Below are 20,971 nucleotides of genomic sequence, written 5' to 3'. Positions count from 1 at the left end.
GCGCCGCTCGGGTACTCCGGCGGTCTACCAGGCGGTCTGCGCCGAGCCCGCGCCGGACTTCTCGTTCGGGAGCAGCAGCCACAGCGCCAGGTAGATGAGGAACTGCGGTCCGGGCAGCAGGCACGAGGCCACGAAGATGATCCGCATCGTGCGGGGCTTGATACCGAAACGCCGTGCGAGCCCGGCGCAGACGCCGCCGATCATCCGTCCGTCACGGGGGCGGGTAATCGCGCTCATTTTCTTCTCCTTCGTATGGGATCGCGCTCCGGGATTTTCCCTTCCGCGATGCCTCAATACTCGCGCGGTACCGCCGAGAGGACCTCGGTCCAGGGTCCGATGCCGACCCTGGTAATTCTCGGGGTGGGCCCCTGAGACGCGTGGGTGCGGCGCAGCCGGGCGCGCAGCACCGGGACGACGGCCAGGTGGACGAGCACCACTCCGGCGGTGTTCAGCAGCAGCGCGTCCACGTCCAGCACCCGCCCCGGGACGGCGGTCTGGAGCATCTCGATGCCGAGCGAGATCAGTACGGCCGCGGCCGCCGTCCGGGCCAGCGAGGACCAGGCCGCCAGCGGCCCGGCCGTCAGCCGCCCCCCGGCCAGCGGCAGCAGCACCCCCAGCGGGGCCAGCAGCGCCAGCGCCTCGCCGATCCGCCGTGCGGCCTCCAGCGGGCCGTAGGCGAGGTCCGCCCTGATCCCCTCCAGCGGGGTCAGGTTCGCGGCCGCCGCCCAGGGGACGTCCAGGGGACTCAGCGTCAGCCATCCGACGAGCAGCAGATGCGCGGCCAGCAGGGCCCCGCTCAGGAGCCGGGACCGGACCGGGAGCTTTGTGGCGGTGGCGGCGCTGCCGCTGCCCTCATGACGGTGCACACCTGCGAGGACGCACCCCCCGGTGGCACCGGTTCCGGCACCCGCGTCCGTTACGCAGCGGTTACGGCAGCTCGGCCGAAGTACCGATCGGCAGGTGTGACGCGACGCGCGGGGAAGGTCAGCCCGTCGCCAGCAGCACGGCCAGCAGTACCGCGCCCACCACCGCCGGCGCGATGATCTCGTACGCCCACCGCACGCGGACCGTGCCCTGCGCGCCGGGCCGGCCGGCCCCGCGCTCGGCGAGCTCGCGCAGCTCGTCCACGGCCCGGTCGGCGGTGGCCCGCGGCGCCGCGGCCGGCCCCGTCCCGTTGTCCTTGGCCGCCGTGCCCGTGCCGCGCAGCGCTTCCCGGCGGCTCAGCTGCGTGCCCGCCTTCTTGCGCTCGCGCAGCGACACCGGCACCGACCACAGCTGGTACTTCGACCCCTCCGCCAGCACCTCCGCCGAGTACCCGGCGCGCACCGCGTCGACGGCGGCCCAGGGCAGCTCGACGATCCGGAAGGGGTTGCGGATCCGCAAGCGGTCGTCGTTGGCGAAGACGGCCGGGCGGAGGGTGAACGCCACGATCAGCGGGACGGCGAAGAGCGCGACCGCGACGCCGATCCACCGCGCGCTCCCGTCGCCCCGTACGACGGCGTCCCCGCACAGCCAGGCGACGAGCGCGAGCAGCAGCACCCCGGAGACGACGGCCATGTGGGAGCGGTAGACGCGGTCGGCGTAGACCGGCTCGTGGGGGGAGGGCGTAGTCATGCCGCCGATTGTGCCGCATGGGCCGCCGGGAGATAGGGGCCCGCGGCCCCGGAAGCTCCGATGACGGATCTCACGCCCATATGTGCACCGAGGGGGGTGACAGGCGCTACGCGCGTAGATATGCTCATCTGGTGACCATGCCCACCACCCTCACCGCATTCGCTGACGTGACGACGTCCGACAGTGCGCTGCGCCGCTTCCTGCACGGGCTGCCCGGCGTAGACGCAGTCGGCCTGGAGGCCCGCGCGGCCTCGCTCGGCACCCGCTCGATCAAGACGACGGCCAAGGCGTACGCCATCGACCTGGCCATCTCGATGATCGACCTGACCACGCTTGAGGGTGCGGACACCCCGGGCAAGGTACGGGCGCTCTCCACCAAGGCCGTCAACCCCGACCCGACCGACCGCAGCACGCCCATGACCGCCGCGGTCTGCGTCTACCCCGACATGGTGGCCACCGCCAAGGCCGCGCTGAACGGGGCCGACGTCAAGGTCGCCTCCGTCGCCACCGCCTTCCCGGCCGGGCGCGCCGCCCTGCCGGTCAAGCTGGCCGACACCCGGGACGCCGTCGCCGCCGGCGCCGACGAGATCGACATGGTCATCGACCGTGGCGCCTTCCTCGCCGGCCGCTACCTGGAGACGTACGAGCTGATCAAGGCCGTCAAGGAGGAGTGCGTCCGCCCCGACGGCAGCGCCGCCCGCCTCAAGGTCATCTTCGAGACCGGCGAACTGTCGACGTACGACAACATCCGCCGCGCCTCCTGGATCGGCATGCTCGCGGGCGCCGACTTCATCAAGACCTCCACCGGCAAGGTCGGCGTCAACGCCACCCCCGCCAACACCCTGCTCATGCTCGAAGCCGTCCGCGACTTCAAGGCGCAGACTGGAATCCAGATCGGCGTGAAGCCGGCCGGCGGCATCCGCACCACCAAGGACGCCATCAAGTTCCTGGTCCTGGTCAACGAGACCGCGGGCGAGGACTGGCTGACCAACGAGTGGTTCCGCTTCGGCGCCTCCAGCCTGCTGAACGACCTGCTCATGCAGCGCCAGAAGCTGAGCACCGGGCGTTACTCCGGTCCCGACTACGTGACGGTGGACTGATCACCATGGCATCCCTCTTCGAGTACGCACCGGCCCCCGAGTCCCGCTCGGTCGTCGACATCGCCCCCTCCTACGGGCTCTTCATCGACGGCGAGTTCACCGACGCCGCCGACGGCAAGGTCTTCAAGACCGTCAGCCCCTCCAGCGAGGAGGTGCTGGCCGAGGTCGCCCAGGCCGGTGCCGCCGACGTCGACCGCGCCGTCAAGGCCGCCCGCCGCGCCTTCGAGAAGTGGTCCGCGCTGCCCGGCTCCGAGCGCGCCAAGTACCTCTTCCGCATCGCCCGGATCATCCAGGAGCGCAGCCGCGAGCTGGCCGTCCTGGAGACCCTGGACAACGGCAAGCCGATCAAGGAGACCCGCGACGCGGACCTCCCCCTGGTCGCCGCGCACTTCTTCTACTACGCGGGCTGGGCCGACAAGCTCGACCACGCCGGCTACGGCGCGAACCCCCGCCCCCTCGGCGTGGCCGGCCAGGTCATCCCGTGGAACTTCCCGCTGCTGATGCTCGCGTGGAAGATCGCCCCGGCGCTCGCCACCGGCAACACCGTCGTCCTGAAGCCGGCGGAGACGACCCCCCTCTCGGCGCTGTTCTTCGCGGACATCTGCCGCCAGGCCGGCCTGCCCAAGGGCGTCGTCAACATCATTCCCGGCTACGGGGACGCGGGCGCCGAGCTCGTCGCCCACCCGGACGTCAACAAGGTCGCCTTCACCGGCTCCACCGCCGTCGGCAAGGCCATCGCCCGCCAGATCGCGGGCACCGACAAGAAGGTCACCCTGGAGCTGGGCGGCAAGGGCGCCAACATCGTCTTCGACGACGCCCCCATCGACCAGGCCGTCGAGGGCATCGTCAACGGCATCTTCTTCAACCAGGGCCAGGTCTGCTGCGCGGGCTCCCGCCTCCTGGTCCAGGAGTCGATCCACGACGAGCTGCTCGACTCCCTCAAGCGCCGCCTCTCCACGCTGCGCCTGGGCGACCCGCTCGACAAGAACACCGACATCGGCGCGATCAACTCCGCCGAGCAACTCGCCCGGATCACGGCCCTGGCCGAGACCGGCGAGGCCGAGGGCGCCGAGCGCTGGTCCCCGGCCTGCGAGCTGCCTACCGCCGGCTACTGGTTCGCCCCGACGCTCTTCACGAACGTCACCCAGGCGCACACCGTCGCCCGCGACGAGATCTTCGGCCCGGTCCTGTCCGTGCTGACCTTCCGCACCCCCGACGAGGCCGTCGCCAAGGCCAACAACAGCCAGTACGGCCTGTCCGCCGGCATCTGGACGGAGAAGGGCTCCCGCATCCTCGCGGTCGCCAACAAGCTCCGCGCGGGTGTGGTGTGGGCCAACACGTTCAACAAGTTCGACCCGACCTCGCCCTTCGGCGGCTACAAGGAGTCGGGCTTCGGCCGCGAGGGCGGCCGCCACGGCCTGGAGGGCTACCTCGCCCCGTCGAACCCGAAGGGTGAGCGCTGATGAGTGCTGTTGAGTCTTCTGCGACCCGTCTGAACGTCTTCAAGACCTACAAGCTGTACGTCGGGGGCAAGTTCCCCCGCTCCGAGAGCGGCCGGGTGTACGAGGTGAGCGACTCCAAGGGAAACTGGCTGGCCAACGCCCCGCTGTCCTCCCGCAAGGACGCCCGTGACGCGGTCGTCGCGGCCCGCAAGGCCTTCGGCGGCTGGGCCGGCGCGACCGCCTACAACCGCGGCCAGATCCTCTACCGCATCGCCGAGATGCTGGAGGGCCGCCGCGACCAGTTCGTCCGCGAGGTCGGCGAGGCCGAGGGGCTGTCGAAGTCGAAGGCCGCCGCCGTCGTCGACGCGGCCATCGACCGCTGGGTCTGGTACGCGGGCTGGACCGACAAGATCGGCCAGGTCGTGGGCGGGGCCAACCCGGTCGCGGGCCCGTTCTTCAACCTCTCCACCCCGGAGCCGACCGGTGTCGTCACCGTCGTCGCCCCGCAGCAGTCGTCCTTCCTGGGCCTCGTCTCGGTGATCGCCCCGGTCATCGCGACCGGCAACACGGCGGTCGTCATCGCCAGCGAGAAGTCCCCGCTCCCCGCCCTCTCCCTGGGCGAGGTGCTGGCCACCTCCGACCTGCCCGGCGGCGTGGTCAACATCCTCTCCGGCAAGGCCTCCGAGATGGGCCCCCACCTGGCGGCCCACCAGGACGTCAACGCCATCGACCTGGCGGGCGCCGACGCGGCCCTCGCCAAGGAGCTGGAGATCGCGGCGGCGGACAACCTCAAGCGCGTCCTGCGTCCACAGCCTGTGGACGACTGGACCGCCGACCCCGGCACCCACCGGATGACCGCCTTCCTGGAGACCAAGACGGTCTGGCACCCGACGGGCTCGCTGGGCTCGGGCGGATCCTCGTACTAGCCCTCATCGGCGCCTCATCGGCGGTACGAGCACACGAAAACCGGCCCTGGCAGCGAAACCCCCGTGCTGCCAGGGCCTTTCGTGCGTCCACCAGACACCCGCTAGCCCTTGGGCAGCACCGGCCCCAGCAGCGAGCCGACCGCCGCCGTCGGCAGCTCCTTCACCGACGGCCCCTGCGTCAGGATCCCCGTCACCATCGTGGTGCCCACGGCCGGGAAGTCCGCGACCTTCGTCGCCACCCCGTTGTCCAGCGGGTCCACCCCGGTCTTGGCGAGCGGGTTCACCTTCAGGTCCCCGAGCGGGTTGGCGACCCCGGCCACCGCCGCCTGGAGATCGGTCTCCGCCGCCTGGAGGTGGGTCTGCGAGGCCTGGGCCCCGCCGGCCGCCATCGCCAGGGCCGCCCCGGCCATGGACAGGCTCAGGCCGGCGGCGCGGAGCCGGTGCGGAGAGGGTTCGGGGGCTGCGTGACGGGCCATGGGTTCCTGCCTGTGGTCGTAGTCGCGTGCGCACACAGAGTAGTGGAGGCGGTATCCCGGATTCCAACCCGGCGTGTGAGACCGGTCGCAGGGCCTGTCGGCAGTGTGTTGATACGCCGGGTTATGCCTCACACTGGTCTCCCGTGAGCTGTTCATCTCCCCTTCCCACGCGCGTCGTACTGCTGACCGGCCCCTCGGGTTCCGGCAAGTCCTCGCTCGCGGCCCGGTCGGGCCTCCCCGTACTGCGCCTGGACGACTTCTACAAAGAGGCGACGGACCCCACCCTCCCGCTGGTCGAAGGCAGCTCCGACATCGACTGGGACTCCCCGCTCTCCTGGGACGCGGACACCGCCGTCGCCGCCATCGCGGAACTCTGCGCCGCCGGCCGCACCGAAGTCCCCGTCTACTCCATCGCCTCGTCCTCCCGGACCGGCACGGAGACCCTCGACATCGACCGCACCCCGCTGTTCATCGCGGAGGGCATCTTCGCCGCCGACATCGCGACCCGCTGCCAGGAACTGGGCCTGCTCGCCGACGCCATCTGCCTGCGCGGCCGCCCCTCGACCACCTTCCGCCGCCGCTTCCTGCGCGACCTGCGCGAAGGCCGCAAGTCCGTGCCCTTCCTGCTGCGCCGCGGCTACCGCCTGATGCGCGCCGAGCGCGGCATCGTCGCCCGCCACGTCCGCCTCGGCGCCCACGCCTGCGGCCGCGACGAGGCCCTCGGCCGGCTGGCCGCCGCGGCCGCCGGCCGCCACCGCACCCCCACCGCCCTCTGACACCGCCTTCTGACACCGCCCTCCGACGGGCCCGCGCAGACCCCGGACACAGCGAAAAGGCGGGATCACGCGGACCCCCGGCCGCTTGATCCCGCCTCTTCTCCCCCTGCGGCCCCCGTCCCACCCCCGTAGGACGGGCCCCCCGGCCCCATGGTCTTTGGTTACGCGACGAGCTCCCCGAAGGACTCCGCCTCGTCACGCCCGAAGCTCAGCACCTCGTCCTCCCGCAGCCGGCGCAGCGAGCGCCAGATGCTCGACTTCACGGTGCCGACGCTGATGCCCAGGATCTCCGCGATCTCCGGGTCCGTACGGCCCTCGTAGTAGCGCAGCACCAGCATCGTGCGCTGCGGCTCCGGGATCCGGGCCAGCGCCTGCCACAGCACCGCGCGCAGCTCCGTACCGCGCATCGCGTCCGTGTCCGACGCCGTCTCCGGCAGCTCCTCGGTCGGGTACTCGTTCAGCTTCCGCCGACGCCAGGCACTGATGTGCAGGTTCGTCATCGTGCGGCGCAGGTACCCGCCCACCGCCGCCTTGTCGCTGATCCGGTCCCAGGCGCGGTACGTGGAGAACAGCGCGCTCTGCAGCAGGTCCTCGGCCTCGTGGCGGTCGCCGGTCAGGTGGAAGGCCGTCGCGTACAGCGCCGCCCGCCGCTCCTGCACGTAGGCCGTGAACTCCGCCTCCGAGGAGGAGGACGGGGCCGGCGCGGTGCGCTGCGCGGGAACCGCCTGGTACTGCTTCGCGTCAATGGCTGTGACGTGTGCCGGCCGCTGACGGGCGACCGTCACCGTACGGACACCCGCCCGGCGGTTCACATCGTGCAGCCGCGTGACAACCGCGCTGGTCGTGGTGCTGTGCAGCGTGTTCATCTCGCGCCCCCCGTCGTGGAGTCTGCTTCGGTCCGTCGTGTCGATGAGAAAAGACTGCCCGGCCGGTATAACCAGGGTGTCCGCCGACTGTCACAGGCCTGTCACAGCCATCCGTGCGCCAGACAGTGGCGCGATTGCGTCCCTCGCGATTGCCACCGTCCGGACGGTCGAACTGCGGACGGCCGATGGGACAGAATGAGCCCGTGCCTTTCCTGTTGCTGATCGAGGACGACGACGCCATCCGCACGGCCCTCGAACTCTCCCTGACCCGCCAGGGCCACCGAGTGGCCACCGCGGCGACGGGCGAGGACGGCCTGAAACTGCTGCGCGAGCAGCGGCCGGACCTGATCGTGCTCGACGTCATGCTGCCCGGGATCGACGGCTTCGAGGTGTGCCGGCGGATCCGCCGCACCGACCAGCTGCCGATCATCCTGCTCACCGCGCGCAGCGACGACATCGATGTCGTCGTCGGCCTGGAATCCGGAGCCGACGACTACGTCGTCAAACCCGTCCAGGGCCGCGTGCTCGACGCGCGCATCCGCGCCGTGCTGCGCCGCGGCGAGCGCGAGGCGAGCGACTCCGCCACGTTCGGGTCCCTGGTCATCGACCGGGCCGCCATGACCGTGACGAAGAACGGCGAAGACCTCCAGCTCACCCCGACCGAGCTGCGGCTCCTCCTGGAACTCAGCCGCCGGCCCGGCCAGGCGCTCTCCCGCCAGCAGCTGCTGCGGCTGGTGTGGGAGCACGACTACCTCGGTGACTCGCGGCTCGTCGACGCCTGCGTGCAGCGGCTGCGCGCCAAGGTCGAGGAGATCCCCTCCTCGCCCACGCTGATCCGTACCGTCCGGGGTGTCGGCTACCGGCTGGACTCCCCGCAGTGACCAAGGCCGTGTTCGCGGGCCGGCGCTGGACCAGCCTGCGGCTGCGCCTGCTCGTGGTGTTCGCGCTGGTCGCGCTGGTGGCCGCGGTCTCCGCGTCCGGCATCGCGTACTGGCTCAACCGCGAGGCCGTGCTCACCCGTACCCAGGACGCGGCCCTCGGCGACTTCCGCCAGGAGATGCAGAACCGGGCCGCGGCACTGCCCGCCGACCCGAAACCCGAGGAGATACAGCGCACCGCCGAGCTGATGGCGGGCAGCAGCCCCGGGTACAGCGTGCTCCTCGTCCACGAACGCAAGGACGGCCGCAAGGTCATCGGCGCCGCCGGCGCGGTCCCGTTCGGGCTGAACGACGTACCGAAGTCCCTCCAGTACGCCGTCAACGACCGGCAGAAGACCACCGCCGCCAACGACGCCGAGTACCACATGTACTGGCAGCGGACGAAGCCCCAGGGCAACCCCTACCTGGTCGGCGGCACCCGCATCGTCGGCGGCGGCCCCACCGGCTACATGTACAAGTCGCTCGCCACCGAACGGGACGACCTCAACGCCCTGGGCTGGTCGCTGACCATCGCCACCGGACTCGCGCTGCTCGGCTCGGCACTGCTCGCGCAGGGCGCGGCACGGACCGTCCTGAAGCCCGTACAGCGCCTCGGGGACGCGGCACGACGCCTCGGCGAGGGCGAGCTGGACCACCGGCTCGACGTGTCGGGGACCGACGAACTGGCCGACCTGTCCCGGACCTTCAACCGGACGGCGGAGGCACTGGAGAAGAAGGTCGCCGACATGAGCGCCCGCGAAGAGGCCAGCCGGCGCTTCGTGGCGGACATGTCGCACGAACTGCGCACGCCGCTGACGGCACTGACGGCGGTCGCCGAGGTGCTGGAGGAGGAGGTCGAGGACCTCGACCCGATGATCGCCCCGGCGGTGGCTCTGGTGGTGAGCGAGACGCGGCGGCTGAACGACCTGGTGGAGAACCTGATGGAGGTCACCCGCTTCGACGCGGGAACCGCCCGGCTGGTCCTGGACGACGTCAACGTCGCCGACCAGGTCACCGCCTGCATCGACGCCCGCGCCTGGCTCGACGCCGTCGAACTCGACGCCGGACGCGGGATCGTGGCGCGCCTCGACCCGCGCAGGCTCGACGTCATCCTCGCCAACCTCATCGGCAACGCCCTCAAGCACGGCGGCTCGCCGGTGCGGGTGTCGGTGCGCGTGGAGGGGGAGTGGCTGGTCATCGCGGTCAGGGACAACGGCCCGGGCATCCCCGAGGAAGTGCTGCCGCACGTCTTCGACCGCTTCTACAAGGCGAGCGCGTCCCGGCCCAAGTCGGACGGCAGCGGGCTCGGCCTGTCGATCGCGATGGAGAACGCCCATATTCACGGCGGAGACATCACGGCCGCGAACGGGCCGGAAGGCGGGGCCGTGTTCACGCTGCGGCTTCCGATGGACGTGGGGGCGGTGATCGCCGGTGACGGCGTGGAAGCGTAGGACTGCGACGCTGGCCGTGGGCGCGGCCCTCCTGTCCGGCCTGTCCGGATGCGGCATCCGTGCCACGACCGTCCCGGTCGACGTGGGCGCGGCCCCGTCCCGGGTGTCCTGCGAGACCGCCGGTCAGCCGGCGGGCCAGAGCGGGGTCCAGGGCTTCCGGGCCACGGTGGAGCTGGTGTGCGGATCGCAGCTGGTGGGCGTGGAACGGACCGTCCCGGTCCCCGAGAAGCGCGCCTCGCGGGAGCCCGTCGTACTGGTCGCGCAGGCGCTCCTGGAGGAACTGGAACGGAGCCCGTCGGCGGAGGAACGCGACGGCGGCTTCACCACCAGCGTCCCCGACCAGCTGTCGGCGTCCCCGGCCCGCCCCGGCGACCCGGCGGGAACGCTGCGGCTCAGCCGCAAGCCGGAGGACCTGCCGCCGGTGGCACTGGCGCAGATCGTCTGCACCCTGTCGGCGAGCGACGCCGTCTCGGCCGGCCCGGGCCCGGTGGTCCTCGGTGGCCCGAACGCCGACCCGCCCCGCGCATGGGAGTGCACGGACGAGGTCCGGTCGCGGCCGGAGTCGGTCCCCACCCTGGGCGACCTGGCCAGCCCGACGCCGTCGCCTTCGGCGTCGTAGGGGCGGCGTACGCGGATTGCGGCGCGGGCCGGCTATCTCCCCCTCGAGGGGTGGGGGGCCGGGCGGTGGCTGCCCACCCGCCCCCTTGTCTGCGGGCCGGTGGGGTGGGGGCGGGATCCCCTTGGGCGGTCTCAGGGTTGGGTTGGGGGTTTCCCGTCAGTCCCATCGTCCTTCCGTGTCGGGCCGGTCCCTCAAGAGCGCTCCTTCGTCGCGTCGCTACGCGATGTCGCTTCGCTCCACTCTTGACCGACCGACCCGCCCCGGAAAGCCGAAAGACTGCCGGGAAGCCCCCAAAAGAACGGCACGGTCCAGAGGAGCAGGAACGGCCGTGTCAGCGATGAGGCGACGGGGCCGGGCGTCGGCCGGCCGGGCATCCGGCCCCGTGGATGCCGGATCCCGGGCCGGGGCGCGGCTATGCGCACGAGAGGTTGATCAGAGCGACCTGCGGAGCACCCAGGCGCGCCAGATCGCTACGCGCTCCCGTCGTCTCAGCGTCCGACGACCGTCCGGGGCTGATACCCGCACCAGAGGTTGATCAGAGCAGCTCAGGGAGCGGACAGGCGCGTGAGATCGCTACGCGCTTCTCTGGTCTCGGCGTCTGACAGTCGGATTCGCCTTCCGCTCCCTACCATCGGGGCATGGCCTCTGAGCGGGAAGTTCGGTTCCGGGGAGCTGACACGTGACGCGCCGACAGCCGCTGATAATTCAAGACGTCTGCGAGAAGGCGTGGAGGGTGGAGGCGGCGGACACGCCTGAAGATCGCCGCTGTTGAGGCGTGCTGTCAGCGGCGGAGGATACGGCTTTCCGAATCGGAACACATGACCGAAACACAGGCTGTGATCTGAGTCGTGCCGGTAATTCTTTGGGCGGGATCAGATGGCTGCGTTAGGTTCATGAAACACGCACCGGCTGTCGCCAACCGGCTCAACTGGGCGGGTGGACAAGACCATTCGCACCCCTTTGTGCATGACGCAAAGGAAGAATACGTGAAGCGCAACATCGCGCGCATCAGTGGCGTCGCAGTTCTTGCGGCACTGGCCATCGGCCTCGGCGGTACTGCGGCGCAGGCGAGTACCGCCCCTGCCCCCCTGTCCATCACCGCGACGACGCAGGAGCAGAAGCAGGCGGTCCGATCGCTGGCCACCGCCCTGCTGAACTCCCCGATCGAGCACAGCGCAGCCGACCGCGCCGAGCTCCAGGCGATCGCCAACGGCGAGGCGGCCGCCGCCGGCAAGCTCGACCCTCTCATCAACCTGCTCAAGAAGGTGCCGGGCTTCGCGAAGGCCGTCGCCGGAAAGTACAGCGACTTCAAGGCGTGGTACGACGGCCTGGCCTGGTACTGGAAGGCTCCTCTGACTGCCGCGAACGTCGGCGGCAATCTCTACATGATCTGGGAGCTGTTCCAGTAGCGGCTAAGGTGAGATCGGATTGAACGGTGGGGTCGTGCGGCAACCGCAGATGCGGCACGACCCCTCTTGTCCTTGTCTCCAGTGAACCCGGGAGGGCATTCCATGGACGCCTCGCCAGCTTTATCGCGCGACGCCAAGGAAGAGAAGCCTGGATGGTTTCTGACAGCGGCACTTCTTGGCGTGCTGTGCCTTGTAATCCGCTTCGCCGATGTTTGGTCCTGGTGGGCCCTGCTGTGGGCGCCGCTGTTGCTCCTCGCCGTAGGCTCCATGGCCTACGAGTGGCGGCTGCTGGCCCGTAGCCGATGGCGCATGGGCTTCATGGATTGGGTGTTCTGCGTCATCTCCCACGCCGGCTTGGTCGCCTCACTTGCGGCCATCTGGCTGGCTGTCCGCTGACTTCTTCGCCTCACCAGCGTCGGCGCCCTCGTCATGCCCGGGCTCGTGGTGGAGCAGTCAGAAGGTGTCGCCACTCATGGGCGGTGGAGTGGACGACGTAGCGCAGGGCGTCACAGCTGTGGTCGGCGACCACTTCGTTCGAGGCGCGGGCGACGCCCTCGTAGGAGTCGGCCCACAACTGCGTGATGAACGACGCCGCGCTCGGGTCGTCGAACGTCCACTCGGGCCGAACGCCCAGCTCGGCGACCACTTGCGCAGGGCCGCGGAGTACTGGACGTCGGTCGTCTGCCGGTGCGCAGCGCGGGAGTCGTGGCGCCACTCGGCGCACACGTACGGCCGCCCGTCGACGCCTTCGCCGAGCTACAGTGCGGACGTGGCGTCGACGACGTGCTCATCTTCCTCCCACATGTCGTAGATGGCGCCTCGGCGACCTGTCGGGTTCGGAGAGGCTTCTGATGAGCATCTGGTGCGGGTATCAGCCCAGGACGGTCGCCGGACGCCGAGATGACAGGAGCGCGTAGCGATTTGCTGCGCCTGGGGGCTCCGGAGGTCGCTCTGATCAGCCTCTCGTGCGCATAGTCGCGCCCCCGGCCCCGAATCCGGCATTCACGGGCCCGGATGCCGGCCGGCCGACGCCCGGCCTGGTCGCCTCATCGCTGACACGGCCGCCCCTCTCCTCCTGCCCCGTGCCGTTCTTTTGGGGGTTTCCCGGCAGTCTTTCGGCTTTCCGGGGCGGGTCGGTCGGTCAAGAGTGGAGCGAAGCGACATCGCGTAGCGACGCGACGAAGGAGCGCTCTTGAGGGACCGGCCCGAACCGGAAGGACGATGGGACTGACGGGAAACCCCCAAAGCTTCTCTGATCCCGACCCGGGGGATACCGCCCCCCGGCCCACCGGCCCGCAGACGAGGGGGCGGGTGGGCAACCACCGGCCGGCCCCGGGGGGTCGAGGGGGAGGTAGCGGGCCCGCGCGGCAAACCACGTACAGCGCGCCCCGTACGCGCAGCCCCCCGACGCCGACGGCCCCCCGCAGCCTGGGCTGCGGGGGGCCGTCGACAGGGCCGGCCTGGGTCAGAGGCCCATCGCCGCCGAGAGGTCCTTCTTGATCGCGTCCAGGATCTCCTGGCCGCGGGTGCGGGCGCTCGCGAGGTCGGAGGCTTCGGCGACCGGGACGACCACCTCCAGGTAGCACTTGAGCTTGGGCTCCGTGCCGGACGGGCGGCAGATCACGCGGGCCTTGTAGTCGCCGTCCAGGTAGTAGCGCAGGCCGTCCGTGGGCGGGAGGGCGGCCGAGCCGACCGAGAGGTCCTCCGCCGAGTCCACGCGCAGGCCCGCCAGGGAGGCCGGGGGCTCGGCGCGCAGCTGGGCCATGGCGTTGGCGATGACCGACAGGTCGGAGACGCGGACCGACAGCTGGTCGGTGTGGTGCAGGCCGTGGGCCATCGCCAGGTCGTCCAGCAGGTCGGTCAGGGTGCGGCCCTGCTCCTTGAGCACCGAGGCCAGCTCGGCGACCAGCAGGGCGGCGGTGATGCCGTCCTTGTCGCGGACGCCCTCGGGGTCCACGCAGTAGCCGAGGGCTTCCTCGTAGCCGTAGCGCAGGCCCTCGACGCGGGCGATCCACTTGAAGCCGGTGAGGGTCTCCTCGTAGCCGACGCCGGCGGCCTCCGCGATCCGCCCGAGCAGGGAGGAGGAGACGATCGACTCGGCGAAGACGCCGCGGGCGCCCTTGTGGACCAGGTGGGCCGCCAGGAGCGCGCCGACCTCGTCGCCGCGCAGCATGCGCCAGCCGCCGTTGTCCGGGACGGCGACCGCGCAGCGGTCGGCGTCCGGGTCGTTGGCGATGACGATGTCCGGCTGGACCTCGGCGGCCTTCGCGAAGGCCAGGTCCATGGCGCCCGGCTCCTCCGGGTTGGGGAAGGCGACCGTCGGGAACGCCGGGTCCGGTTCGGCCTGCTCGGCGACGAGCACCGGGTCGGGGAAGCCGTGCCGGGCGAAGGCGGCCAGGACGACGTCCTTGCCGACGCCGTGCATGGCCGTGTAGACGGTCCGCGCGCCCCGGGGGGAGCCGGGGGTCAGGACGGCGTCCGTGCGGGTCAGGTAGGCCTCCAGGACCTCCTCGTCGAGCTGCAGCCAGCCGTCGGAGGGCTGCGGTACCTCGGCCAGCGCGCCGACGGCCGCGATCTGCGCCGCGATCTCGGTGTCCGCGGGGGACACGATCTGCGAGCCGTCGCCGAGGTAGACCTTGTAGCCGTTGTCCCGGGGAGGGTTGTGGCTCGCGGTCACCTCGACGCCGGCGACGGCGCCGAGGTGCCTTATGGCGTACGCGAGGACGGGCGTCGGCAGCGGGCGGGGCAGGACGGCCGCGCGCAGTCCGGCGCCGGTCATCACGGCGGCGGTGTCGCGGGCGAAGTCCGCCGACTTGTAGCGCGCGTCGTAGCCGACGACGACGAGGCCGCCGTCGTGGCCCTGGGCCTTCAGGTAGGCCGCGAGGCCCGCCGCGGCGCGGATGACCACGGAACGGTTCATCCGCATCGGACCGGCGCCGATCTCGCCGCGCAGTCCGGCGGTGCCGAACTGGAGCGTGCCGGAGAAGCGGTCCGCGAGCTCGGCCGTGTCGTTCGCGTCGATCAGGGCCGCGAGCTCCGCCGCCGTCTCCGGGTCGGGGTCCTCGGCCAGCCAGGCCCGGGCCCGGGTGAGGAGGTCGTCCTGTTCCTGCACTGCTTCCGCCTTACCTCTCGTACGTCGTCGATGTAGATCGTCGCGTGTCGATCGTGTCGATCAGATGCGGTCGAGGACCTGCGTCAGCAGCGTTCCCATGCGGGCGGCGGAGTCGCGGCCGGCCTGGAGGACCTCTTCGTGGTTCAGCGGCTCGCCGGACAGGCCCGCGGCCAGGTTGGTGACCAGGGAGATGCCGAGCACCTCGGCGCCGGCCTCGCGGGCGGCGATGGCCTCCAGCACGGTGGACATGCCGACCAGGTCGGCGCCCATGACGCGGATCATGTTGATCTCGGCCGGGGTCTCGTAGTGCGGGCCGGGGAACTGGACGTAGACGCCCTCTTCGAGGGTCTCGTCGATCTCCTTGCACATCGCGCGCAGGCGCGGGGAGTACAGGTCGGTGAGGTCGACGAAGTTCGCGCCGACGATCGGCGAGGTGGCCGTCAGGTTGAGGTGGTCGCTGATCAGGACCGGCTGGCCGGGCGTCATGCCCTGGCGGAGGCCGCCGCAGCCGTTGGTCAGGACGACGGTCTTGCAGCCGGCGGCGACGGCGGTGCGCACGCCGTGGGCGACGGCGGCGACTCCGCGGCCCTCGTAGAAGTGGGTCCGGCCGAGGAAGACCAGGGCGCGCTTGTCGCCGATCTTGTACGAGCGGATCTTGCCGCCGTGGCCCTGGACGGCGGCGGGGGGGAAGCCGGGCAGCTCGGTGACGAGGAACTCGGACTCGGGGGCGCCGAGCGCCTCTGCGGCGGGGGCCCAGCCGGAGCCCATGACGAGGGCGACATCGTGGGATTCGACGCCGGTGAGCTCGCGGAGGCGGGCGGCGGCGGCGGCGGCGTCGGCGAAGGGGTCGGTAACAGATGCGTTCACGCAGACGAGCGTAACCGCTTATCGCCTACGCGCGTAGATGGCGCAGCTCACGGTGTTCGGATCGTTGCCTTGTCGTTTCCGCCGAATCGTCCCCCTCCGCCCGCGCGGGCGGGACCGGGGCCTCAGCAGGGGCGCTTGCGGAGTTCCATGACGTAGTCGTGCGGAGCGCCCGCCGACTCGGCGGCGTCCGCGATCTCGCCCAGGTAGCGCGCCGACGGCAGGCCGCCCTCGTAGCCGTTGAGGACGTAGCACCACGCCGCCTCCTCGCCGTCCAGGGTGTGGACGCGGATCCGCATGCGGCGGTAGATGTCGAGGCCGACACCCTCCCAGCGGTCCATGGAGTCCTCGTCCAGCGGGGCGATGTCGTACAGCGCGACGAAGACCTGCTGGCGCGGGGCCTCCACGACGGTGGCGAGGGCGCCCTCCCAGCCCATCTGCTCGCCGCCGAAGGTCAGCCGCCAGTCGTTGATCCAGCCCGTTCCGCGCAGCGGCGAATGGGGAGCGCGGCGCGTCATCAGCCGCGGGTCGAGGTTGCCGGCGTACGCGGCGTAGAGCGACATGAGGTCGAGGGTACGGGAGGGTCGCCCCGGCACGCGTGTCCGGATGGTGCGAGCACCTTGAAGCGTGCGGGACAATGGGGCACGGAATGCATCCCCCGGGGAGAACCCCCGGAACACCGGCCGGGGCGGCAGCCGGCCGGGTAGACGTGAGGCGGACTTTTCGTGACCCGGATCGTGATCATCGGCGGCGGACCCGGCGGGTATGAGGCAGCCCTGGTGGGGGCCCAGCTCGGCGCGGAGGTGACCGTCGTCGACTGCGACGGCCTGGGCGGGGCGTCGGTGCTGACCGACTGCGTGCCCTCGAAGACCCTCATCGCGACCGCAGAGGTCATGACGACCTTCGACTCGTCGTACGAGGAGCTGGGCATCGTCGTCGCGGACGACACCCCGCACATCGAGCAGGCCGCGCGCGTCGTCGGCGTGGACCTCGGCAAGGTGAACCGGCGCGTGAAGCGCCTCGCGCTGGCCCAGTCCCACGACATCACCGCGTCCGTGACCCGGGCCGGCGCCCGCGTCATGCGCGGCCGCGGCAAGCTCGGCGGTCCGCAGGGCATCGACGGCACGCGGGACGTCATCGTCACCGCCGCCGACGGCACGGAGACGATCCTCACCGCCGACGCCGTGCTGATCGCCACGGGCGGCACCCCCCGCGAGATCCCGGACGCGATGCCCGACGGGGAGCGCATCCTGAACTGGACCCAGGTCTACGACCTGGAGGAGCTCCCCGAGGAGCTGATCGTGGTCGGCTCCGGTGTGACCGGTGCCGAGTTCGCCGGCGCGTACCAGGCGCTGGGCTCCCGGGTGACGCTGGTGTCCTCGCGCGACCGCGTGCTCCCGGGTGAGGACCCGGACGCGGCCGCCGTGCTGGAGGACGTCTTCCGCCGCCGCGGCATGAACGTGATCGGCCGTTCGCGCGCCGAGTCCGCCAAGCGGGTCGGCGACCGGGTCGAGGTCACCCTCTCCGACGGCCGCGTGATCACGGGCACCCACTGCCTGATGGCGGTCGGCGCGATCCCGAACACCAAGGACATGAACCTGGAGGAGTCCGGGGTCCGGCTCAAGGAGTCCGGGCACATCTGGACCGACAGGGTGTCGCGTACGTCCTCGCCGGGCGTGTACGCGGCCGGTGACGTGACCGGGATCTTCGCGCTCGCCTCCGTCGCCGCCATGCAGGGCCGCATCGCGATGTACCACTTCCTCGGCGACGCGGTGGCCCCGCTGAACCTGAAGACGGTCTCCTCGAACGTCTTCACCGACCCCGAGATCGCCACCGTCGGCTACACCCAGGCCGACGTGGACGCCGGCAAGATCGACGCCCGTGTGGTGAAGCTGCCGCTGCTGCGCAACCCGCGCGCCAAGATGCAGGGCATCCGGGACGGGTTCGTGAAGATGTTCTGCCGCCCGGGCACCGGGATCGTGGTGGGCGGCGTCGTCGTCTCGCCGCGCGCGAGCGAGCTGATCCACCCCATCTCGATCGCGGTCGACAACAACCTGACCGTCGAGCAGATCGCAAACGCGTTCACCGTGTACCCCTCGCTGTCCGGTTCGATCGCCGAAGTGGCCCGCCAGTTGCACACCCGCAAGGCGGGCGGCGAGGCGTAGGGCGCCCCGTCCCGTGGCTCAACCGCCCCTTCCCGTACGCGGGTTGGGGCGGAAGCCGAGGTGGGGCGAGGGTGCGTGGTGACGGGGGGCCGGCAGCGGGCCCGCCGCGTATACCACTTGCCGGGCGACCGTATGGACAACTTCGGTATTCCGGTGCAAAGAGCTGAAAGCAGACGGTCGTTGGGGTTACTGTCAGTTTCGTGTTCGCTGCTGAACGTCGCCAATTGATCCTCGAAATGGTGCGGGCCAACGGTGCGGTATCGCTCCGTGAGCTCGCCCGTGTCGTCCAGACCTCCGAAGTGACCGTACGGCGGGACGTGCGGGCACTGGAGGCAGAAGGACTCCTCGACCGCCGACACGGCGGTGCGGTCTTGCCGGGCGGTTTCACGCGGGAGTCCGGCTTTCCGCAAAAGTCCCATCTCGCCGCGGCGGAGAAGACCGCCATCGCCGATGTCGCGGCCGGCCTCGTCGAAGAAGGCGAGGCCGTCGTCGTCGGTGCGGGTACCACGACGCAGGAGCTGGCCCGCCGGCTCGCGCGGGTGCCCGGTCTGACCGTCGTCACCAACTCGCTGCTCGTCGCCCAGGCGCTGGCGCACGCCAACCGGGTGGAGGTGGTGATGACCGGCGGCACGCTGCGCGGTTCCAACTACGCCCTCGTGGGCAGCGGCGCCGAACAGTCCCTCCAGGGGCTGCGGGTCTCCCGGGCCTTCCTGTCCGGGAGCGGCCTGACCGCCGAGCGCGGGCTCTCCACCTCCAACATGCTCTCCGCGAGCGTGGACCGGGCGCTGGTGCAGGCGGCGGCGGAGGTCGTCGTACTGGCCGACCACACGAAGCTCGGCACGGACACGATGTTCCAGACCGTGCCGACCGATGTGATGACGCGGCTGGTGACGGACGAGCCCCCGCAGCACGACGAACGGGCCGCGACGGAGCTCCAGGCGCTGGCCGACCAGGGCGTGCAGATCACCGTGGCGGGTTCGGCGCCGGTGGCCGGGGGGCACGGGGGCGCCGGGGAGGGCATGCCGGGGCGCAGGCCGCGGCGGGAGTCCCCGCTGCCGGTCCAGCGGCGCGGCGGGCCCCCCGCGCCGCTGCGCAGCGCCCCCGCGTCGCTGCTGGAGCAGCAGGCCGGGGAGCGGGCGCGGGTCGCGGACATGCGGCGTCGCTAGGGGGTGCCAGGCGGCCCGGGCCCGGCCCTGATCCACCAGACACCCCCTGCCGCTCGGTCCCCCCGAGGTCCTGCCGGGCGGTCCCGCCAGGGCGGCCCGTCGGACACCGGCCGGAGGCTGCGGCAGTGCGCCGGGATGCGCGAAGGCCCCCGCCCGGGGTTCCGGGCGGGGGCCTTCGCGTTGAGCCGGGGCGTCAGTCCTTGATCTCGCAGATCGTGGCGCCCGAGGTGAGGGAGGCGCCGACTTCGGCGGTGAGGCCGACGATGGTGCCGGAGCGGTGCGCGTTCAGCGGCTGCTCCATCTTCATCGCCTCCAGGACGACGACCAGGTCGCCCTCGTTGACCTGCTGGCCCTCCTCGACCGCGACCTTGACGATCGTGCCCTGCATCGGCGACGCGAGGGTGTCGCCGGAGGCGGCCGGGCCGGACTTCTTGGCGGCGCGGCGCTTCGGCTTGGCACCGCCGGCGGCGGCCGTGCGGGCCAGGGTCATGCCCAGCGAGGACGGGAGGGAGACCTCCAGGCGCTTGCCGCCGACCTCGACGACGACCGTCTCGCGGCCCGGCTCGTCCTCGGTCTCCTCGGCCGCCGGAGCGGCGAAGGCCTTGATCTCGTTGACGAATTCCGTCTCGATCCAGCGGGTGTGGACCTTGAACGGGGTGCCGTCGGCCGGGGCGAAGGCCGGGTCGGCGACGACCGCGCGGTGGAAGGGGATGGCGGTGGCCATGCCCTCCACGTTGAACTCCGCCAGGGCGCGCGCGGCACGCTGGAGGGCCTGCTCGCGGGTGGCGCCGGTGACGATCAGCTTCGCGAGCAGCGAGTCCCAGGCGGGGCCGATGACCGAGCCGGTCTCCACGCCCGCGTCCAGGCGGACGCCGGGGCCGGTCGGCGGGGCGAAGAGGGTGACGGTGCCGGGGGCGGGCAGGAAGTTCCGGCCCGGGTCCTCGCCGTTGATGCGGAACTCGAAGGAGTGGCCGCGCAGCTCCGGGTCCCCGTAGCCGAGCTCCTCGCCGTCGGCGATGCGGAACATCTCGCGGACCAGGTCGATGCCGGCGACCTCCTCGGTCACCGGGTGCTCGACCTGGAGGCGGGTGTTGACCTCGAGGAAGGAGATGGTGCCGTCGGTGCCGACGAGGAACTCGACGGTGCCCGCGCCGACGTAGCCGGCCTCCTTGAGGATGGCCTTGGACGCGGCGTAGAGCTCGGCGTTCTGGGCTTCCGTCAGGAAGGGGGCCGGGGCCTCCTCCACGAGCTTCTGGTGACGGCGCTGGAGCGAGCAGTCGCGGGTGGAGACGACGACCACGTTGCCGTGCGAGTCCGCGAGGCACTGGGTCTCGACGTGGCGCGGCCTGTCGAGGTAGCGCTCGACGAAGCACTCGCCGCGGCCGAAGGCGGCCACGGCCTCGCGCACGGCGGACTCGTAGAGCTCCGGAACCTCTTCGAGGTTGCGGGCGACCTTGAGGCCGCGGCCGCCACCGCCGAAGGCGGCCTTGATGGCGATGGGCAGGCCGTGCTCCTTGGCGAAGGCGACGACCTCGTCGGCCCCGGAGACGGGGTCGGGGGTGCCCGCGACGAGGGGGGCCCCGGCGCGCTGGGCGATGTGGCGGGCGGCCACCTTGTCGCCGAGGTCGCGGATGGCCTGCGGCGGCGGGCCGATCCAGGTCAGTCCGGCGTCGAGCACGGCCTGGGCGAAGTCGGCGTTCTCGGAGAGGAAGCCGTATCCGGGGTGGATGGCGTCCGCACCGGAGTCCGCGGCGGCCTGCAGGACCTTCGCGATGTCGAGGTAGCTGGCTGCCGGGGTGTCACCGCCCAACGCGAAAGCTTCGTCTGCCGCGCGGACGTGCAGGGCATCCCGGTCCGGATCGGCGTAGACGGCTACGCTAGCGATTCCGGCATCCCGGCAGGCCCGAGCAACGCGGACAGCGATTTCGCCACGGTTGGCGATGAGCACCTTGCGCACGATGGCTCCCTCCTTGAAACAAGCTGAGTTTAGGGACAGTCGACACGGCCTTACGACCCTTCCCCAATGGTGACCTTGCCCACACAGAGTGTTATTCGAGTGCCCCTTGAG

21 protein-coding genes are annotated in these 20,971 nt (G+C 71.4%); 11 read left to right on the top strand and 10 right to left on the bottom strand.

Annotated features, from left to right (window positions below; all coding sequences use genetic code 11):
• Positions 1-24: 24 nt before the first annotated feature.
• The 3 genes from ACZ518_RS04245 to ACZ518_RS04235 all read right to left on the bottom strand — a co-directional run bounded on the left by ACZ518_RS04245 (position 25) and on the right by ACZ518_RS04235 (position 1,614).
• Positions 25-237 (bottom strand): PspC domain-containing protein, encoded by a 213-nt coding sequence (locus tag ACZ518_RS04245; protein ID WP_469111482.1) that lies wholly within the window; start codon positions 235-237, stop codon positions 25-27.
• Between the two features lie 53 nt (positions 238-290).
• Positions 291-866 (bottom strand): VanZ family protein, encoded by a 576-nt coding sequence (locus tag ACZ518_RS04240; RefSeq protein ID WP_469111481.1) that lies wholly within the window; start codon positions 864-866, stop codon positions 291-293.
• Positions 867-984: 118 nt separating this feature from the next.
• Entirely contained in the window at positions 985-1,614 is a 630-nt protein-coding gene (locus ACZ518_RS04235) for a PH domain-containing protein (protein WP_469111480.1), read from the bottom strand.
• Positions 1,615-1,751: 137 nt separating this feature from the next.
• Here ACZ518_RS04235 and deoC point away from each other — a divergent pair, with 137 nt between their 5' ends.
• From deoC to ACZ518_RS04220, 3 genes are read left to right on the top strand one after another with little or no spacing between them, the layout of a single operon-like run.
• The gene (gene deoC / locus ACZ518_RS04230; protein WP_469111677.1) at positions 1,752-2,714 is read left to right on the top strand and encodes a deoxyribose-phosphate aldolase; all 963 of its coding nucleotides are present in this window, start codon (positions 1,752-1,754) and stop codon (positions 2,712-2,714) included.
• 5 nt (positions 2,715-2,719) lie between these two features.
• Positions 2,720-4,177 carry an aldehyde dehydrogenase family protein gene (locus ACZ518_RS04225; RefSeq protein WP_469111479.1) on the top strand — a complete coding sequence of 486 codons (1,458 nt, stop codon included), beginning with the start codon at positions 2,720-2,722 and terminating at the stop codon, positions 4,175-4,177.
• Positions 4,177-5,082 carry an aldehyde dehydrogenase family protein gene (locus tag ACZ518_RS04220; RefSeq protein ID WP_469111478.1) on the top strand — a complete coding sequence of 302 codons (906 nt, stop codon included), beginning with the start codon at positions 4,177-4,179 and terminating at the stop codon, positions 5,080-5,082. The genes ACZ518_RS04225 and ACZ518_RS04220 overlap by 1 nt, the downstream gene beginning before the upstream one ends.
• A gap of 101 nt (positions 5,083-5,183) precedes the next feature.
• On the opposite strand, the gene ACZ518_RS04215 is transcribed toward ACZ518_RS04220, so the two are convergent.
• Positions 5,184-5,558: a hypothetical protein gene (locus ACZ518_RS04215; protein WP_469111477.1), complete on the bottom strand. Its 375-nt coding sequence runs from the start codon at positions 5,556-5,558 to the stop codon at positions 5,184-5,186.
• Between the two features lie 143 nt (positions 5,559-5,701).
• Here ACZ518_RS04215 and ACZ518_RS04210 point away from each other — a divergent pair, with 143 nt between their 5' ends.
• Positions 5,702-6,334 carry a uridine kinase family protein gene (locus ACZ518_RS04210; RefSeq protein ID WP_469111476.1) on the top strand — a complete coding sequence of 211 codons (633 nt, stop codon included), beginning with the start codon at positions 5,702-5,704 and terminating at the stop codon, positions 6,332-6,334.
• Between the two features lie 161 nt (positions 6,335-6,495).
• Here ACZ518_RS04210 and ACZ518_RS04205 read toward each other — a convergent pair whose 3' ends face one another.
• The gene (locus ACZ518_RS04205) at positions 6,496-7,200 is read right to left on the bottom strand and encodes a SigE family RNA polymerase sigma factor (protein WP_362469998.1); all 705 of its coding nucleotides are present in this window, start codon (positions 7,198-7,200) and stop codon (positions 6,496-6,498) included.
• Between the two features lie 203 nt (positions 7,201-7,403).
• Between ACZ518_RS04205 and afsQ1 the strand changes: the two genes are divergently transcribed.
• The 5 genes from afsQ1 to ACZ518_RS04180 all read left to right on the top strand — a co-directional run bounded on the left by afsQ1 (position 7,404) and on the right by ACZ518_RS04180 (position 11,992).
• Positions 7,404-8,081 carry a two-component system response regulator AfsQ1 gene (afsQ1, locus tag ACZ518_RS04200; protein ID WP_469111475.1) on the top strand — a complete coding sequence of 226 codons (678 nt, stop codon included), beginning with the start codon at positions 7,404-7,406 and terminating at the stop codon, positions 8,079-8,081.
• A complete protein-coding gene (locus ACZ518_RS04195) occupies positions 8,078-9,568 on the top strand; it encodes a sensor histidine kinase (protein WP_469111474.1) in 1,491 nt (496 codons plus the stop codon). The genes afsQ1 and ACZ518_RS04195 overlap by 4 nt, the downstream gene beginning before the upstream one ends.
• Positions 9,569-9,584: 16 nt before the next feature.
• Positions 9,585-10,187, top strand: a complete 603-nt coding sequence (locus ACZ518_RS04190; RefSeq protein WP_469111473.1) for a hypothetical protein — start codon at positions 9,585-9,587, stop codon at positions 10,185-10,187.
• A 986-nt stretch (positions 10,188-11,173) separates the two neighbouring features.
• Positions 11,174-11,596, top strand: coding sequence for a hypothetical protein (locus ACZ518_RS04185; protein WP_469111472.1), 423 nt, complete (start codon positions 11,174-11,176; stop codon positions 11,594-11,596).
• A gap of 102 nt (positions 11,597-11,698) precedes the next feature.
• Positions 11,699-11,992 carry a hypothetical protein gene (locus ACZ518_RS04180; RefSeq protein ID WP_469111471.1) on the top strand — a complete coding sequence of 98 codons (294 nt, stop codon included), beginning with the start codon at positions 11,699-11,701 and terminating at the stop codon, positions 11,990-11,992.
• Positions 11,993-12,023: 31 nt separating this feature from the next.
• On the opposite strand, the gene ACZ518_RS04175 is transcribed toward ACZ518_RS04180, so the two are convergent.
• From ACZ518_RS04175 to ACZ518_RS04160, 4 genes are all read right to left on the bottom strand, one after another.
• The gene (locus ACZ518_RS04175; RefSeq protein WP_469111470.1) at positions 12,024-12,242 is read right to left on the bottom strand and encodes a hypothetical protein; all 219 of its coding nucleotides are present in this window, start codon (positions 12,240-12,242) and stop codon (positions 12,024-12,026) included.
• Positions 12,243-13,061: 819 nt separating this feature from the next.
• Positions 13,062-14,708 carry a phospho-sugar mutase gene (locus ACZ518_RS04170; RefSeq protein WP_469111469.1) on the bottom strand — a complete coding sequence of 549 codons (1,647 nt, stop codon included), beginning with the start codon at positions 14,706-14,708 and terminating at the stop codon, positions 13,062-13,064.
• Positions 14,709-14,768: 60 nt separating this feature from the next.
• Positions 14,769-15,575: a purine-nucleoside phosphorylase gene (locus ACZ518_RS04165; RefSeq protein WP_469111468.1), complete on the bottom strand. Its 807-nt coding sequence runs from the start codon at positions 15,573-15,575 to the stop codon at positions 14,769-14,771.
• Between the two features lie 122 nt (positions 15,576-15,697).
• Positions 15,698-16,135: a gamma-glutamylcyclotransferase family protein gene (locus ACZ518_RS04160; protein WP_125603982.1), complete on the bottom strand. Its 438-nt coding sequence runs from the start codon at positions 16,133-16,135 to the stop codon at positions 15,698-15,700.
• 162 nt (positions 16,136-16,297) lie between these two features.
• Between ACZ518_RS04160 and ACZ518_RS04155 the strand changes: the two genes are divergently transcribed.
• Positions 16,298-17,737 (top strand): NAD(P)H-quinone dehydrogenase, encoded by a 1,440-nt coding sequence (locus ACZ518_RS04155; RefSeq protein WP_469111467.1) that lies wholly within the window; start codon positions 16,298-16,300, stop codon positions 17,735-17,737.
• Positions 17,738-17,973: 236 nt separating this feature from the next.
• Positions 17,974-18,903, top strand: a complete 930-nt coding sequence (locus ACZ518_RS04150) for a DeoR/GlpR family DNA-binding transcription regulator (RefSeq protein ID WP_469111676.1) — start codon at positions 17,974-17,976, stop codon at positions 18,901-18,903.
• A 193-nt stretch (positions 18,904-19,096) separates the two neighbouring features.
• Here the strand turns inward: ACZ518_RS04150 and ACZ518_RS04145 are convergent, their stop codons facing one another.
• A complete protein-coding gene (locus ACZ518_RS04145; RefSeq protein WP_469111466.1) occupies positions 19,097-20,860 on the bottom strand; it encodes an acetyl/propionyl/methylcrotonyl-CoA carboxylase subunit alpha in 1,764 nt (587 codons plus the stop codon).
• Positions 20,861-20,971: the final 111 nt, after the last annotated feature.

The organism is Streptomyces sp. NPDC033966 (assembly GCF_055575955.1).
The sequence above is the reverse complement of the archived record's forward strand: the minus strand, read 5'-3'. Positions and strand labels throughout refer to the sequence as shown.

Excerpts from the sequence above, each read along its gene's own strand:
- ACZ518_RS04225 (WP_469111479.1), top strand. The coding sequence starts at position 2,720 with ATGGCATCCCTCTTCGAGTACGCACCGGCCCCCGAGTCCCGCTCGGTC.
- ACZ518_RS04235 (WP_469111480.1), bottom strand. The coding sequence starts at position 1,614 with ATGACTACGCCCTCCCCCCACGAGCCGGTCTACGCCGACCGCGTCTAC.
- ACZ518_RS04245 (WP_469111482.1), bottom strand. The coding sequence starts at position 237 with ATGAGCGCGATTACCCGCCCCCGTGACGGACGGATGATCGGCGGCGTC.
- ACZ518_RS04220 (WP_469111478.1), top strand. The coding sequence starts at position 4,177 with ATGAGTGCTGTTGAGTCTTCTGCGACCCGTCTGAACGTCTTCAAGACC.
- ACZ518_RS04160 (WP_125603982.1), bottom strand. The coding sequence starts at position 16,135 with ATGTCGCTCTACGCCGCGTACGCCGGCAACCTCGACCCGCGGCTGATG.
- ACZ518_RS04215 (WP_469111477.1), bottom strand. The coding sequence starts at position 5,558 with ATGGCCCGTCACGCAGCCCCCGAACCCTCTCCGCACCGGCTCCGCGCC.
- ACZ518_RS04150 (WP_469111676.1), top strand. The coding sequence starts at position 17,974 with ATGGTGCGGGCCAACGGTGCGGTATCGCTCCGTGAGCTCGCCCGTGTC.
- ACZ518_RS04205 (WP_362469998.1), bottom strand. The coding sequence starts at position 7,200 with ATGAACACGCTGCACAGCACCACGACCAGCGCGGTTGTCACGCGGCTG.
- deoC (WP_469111677.1), top strand. The coding sequence starts at position 1,752 with ATGCCCACCACCCTCACCGCATTCGCTGACGTGACGACGTCCGACAGT.
- ACZ518_RS04180 (WP_469111471.1), top strand. The coding sequence starts at position 11,699 with ATGGACGCCTCGCCAGCTTTATCGCGCGACGCCAAGGAAGAGAAGCCT.